This is a genomic window from Hadarchaeum sp. (SeqCode), assembly GCF_049969415.1.
Taxonomy (GTDB): domain Archaea; phylum Hadarchaeota; class Hadarchaeia; order Hadarchaeales; family Hadarchaeaceae; genus Hadarchaeum.
In genome coordinates, this window is sequence record NZ_JBMFOX010000100.1 from 1 (window position 1) to 2085 (window position 2085).

The following is a 2085-nucleotide window of genomic DNA, read 5'->3' on the forward strand; positions in this document are numbered from 1 at the left end:
CCGAACTCAGGAAGTTCTTCGGGAACATAGAGACCACCCGGAGCGATCCCGACCGGCTCACGGGCGTCGTCATCAGGAAGACGGTCAGCTTGGAGGAGGTGAGGAGAGTCCTTCGGGAAAAGAACCTCCAGGTCATCGCGGTGGATTCGGGATGGGCGATTCATCTGCGCAGGCCGGAGGTGAACAAGGGTAATGCCTTAAAGAAGGTTTCCTCGATTACTAATGTCCCACTGGCCGAGATAGCAGCCATTGGAGACGGTTACAACGATGTTGAGATGTTGCAGGTGGCGGGGATGAGCTTCGCGGTGGCCAACTCGGTTGAGGAGGCTAAGAGGGCATCCCAGAGGGTGACCAGCTCCCCTCATGGAAAGGGTGTGGCTGAGGCGGTTGAGGAGATCCTCCGGCTTCGCTAGCTTGGTTCAATTTTCATAGGGTCAACAGCTGATAAGGTTGGATTGAGTTTTTAATAGCTTGGACAGGGAGTTTTCAATAGCGGTATTCTACACCCAGATCGCGTAGCTCATCCTTGACCTTTCGGTACAGATCCAGATATTCCCGGGTCGGTTTCTTCCTCTCCACGTCGTAGCACTCGCGGAAGGTCTTGCCCAGCGGCGCATTCTTTATCCTGTGCTCGTATTTCTTCAGCAGTTCCTTGACGATCTCGTTGGCGGTTTCCCTCTTCATCCCGGCGGCAACCGCGGCCAGCCCGGACTCGCAGGCCATCCTGGCCTCCACCGGCGTGGTCCTCTCCTTGTGCTTGTTGGAGGCGGTGGCCATCTCCCAGAGGATGCTGGCACCGGAGACGGCGCTGGTGATGCCGTGGGCGGCGGCCTCATACAGGACCATGTCGGTGCAGGGGCCGGCGACGGCAAACCCGTTGGAGCCGGAGATGAACTTGGAGTTTCTCGCTATCGCTTGGTAGGTGCCGCTGACGACCCAGAGCATTTCCCGCATCGTGTTGCAGAAGTAAATCTTGTCGATGGGGAAATAGCAGGTGAAGTAGCCCTGGTTGACCATCAGACCCTGCAGGTGTGAGGCGACCCCGATCACCGCGGTCCCCTCGGCCCCGGCGTAGGCCCCCAGCATCGGGCTGGTGAGAGTTCCGCAGAGGTGACCGTTCTGGTGGAAGTGCAGCATCTTGGTCAGCAGGTCGTTGTCAATCTTGAGCTCGCTGATAATGGAGACCAGCCTGATGTCGGTTTTTCTGGCCCCCCAATCCTGGGCGGTGGTGGCTATCTGTGCGGCGGCCTGTAGCGCGGTTCCGGTGAGGACGATGGCGATCCCGGGTCTGCCTGCCCTCTTGGCGGCTTCTCTCGCCAGCATGGCGTGAACCATGCCGCCCTGGGTTTCCGATGGTGCTCCGGTTTTCAGCGGCATGCCTTCGACCTCTTCCAGAATTGGGGTGGAGACCGCGTCGGCCAGCGGTTCTTTGATATAGGACATTTCAATTGGAATGAATAGGTCTTCGGAGCATCTCAGGCCCACAGGGGTGAAGAGACATCCCGGCGGTTTTGAGTCCTCCACCTTCCTCGGCGACCATTTTCTGGCATCCTGGCCTTCACCCACAGTTATCTCGTTTCTCATGCTGAACATGGCTTCCTTGATCTCCTCCTCGGTGAAGAGAATCCTGCGGTAGGTGCTGGTGCAGTAGCTGCCCACGGAAAGGTAGAAATCCCAGGCGGCCTTCCAGAGGTCGTCCGCCAGAGAGTCGTCGGAGAAGACAATCTGGTCGGGGTCGAACCTGATGTCGTACTCCTTGATCACCCGCTTCAGGTTGGGGAAGAGGATTTTGGTGTCGAAATCCTTCTCGGTGCAGATGGGACCGGTCTCGGCGCGCTCGAGGACCTCGTTGATCCGCCAGGGTGGCGCCGGCATCTATCTCCGCTCCGCGACCAGCTTCTTGGCCAGCTCGACGGCCTCGGCGGCGTTCTCGGTCCAGCCGTCGGCCCGGGTCTTCCGGAACCACTCCTCATCCACCGAGCCACCCCCGATCATGACGATGAAGTTCTTCCGGTGACCCATGCCCTCGAGCAGGTCGATGACCTCCTTCTGGGCCCCACGGGTGGTGGACATCAGCGCCGAGAG

At 59.3% G+C, this 2085-nt stretch carries 3 protein-coding genes; 1 reads left to right on the forward strand and 2 read right to left on the reverse strand.

What is annotated here, in order from left to right; all coding sequences use genetic code 11:
• Positions 1-413 (forward strand): HAD hydrolase family protein (locus ACP5PX_RS08055; protein ID WP_428085433.1); only part of this gene is annotated, 413 nt, incomplete at its 5' end.
• A 73-nt stretch (positions 414-486) separates the two neighbouring features.
• Here ACP5PX_RS08055 and ACP5PX_RS08060 read toward each other — a convergent pair.
• The gene (locus ACP5PX_RS08060) at positions 487-1875 is read right to left on the reverse strand and encodes a monomethylamine:corrinoid methyltransferase (RefSeq protein ID WP_428085434.1); all 1389 of its coding nucleotides are present in this window, start codon (positions 1873-1875) and stop codon (positions 487-489) included.
• Positions 1876-2085: cobalamin B12-binding domain-containing protein (locus ACP5PX_RS08065; protein ID WP_428085435.1), on the reverse strand; the 210-nt coding region annotated here is incomplete at its 5' end.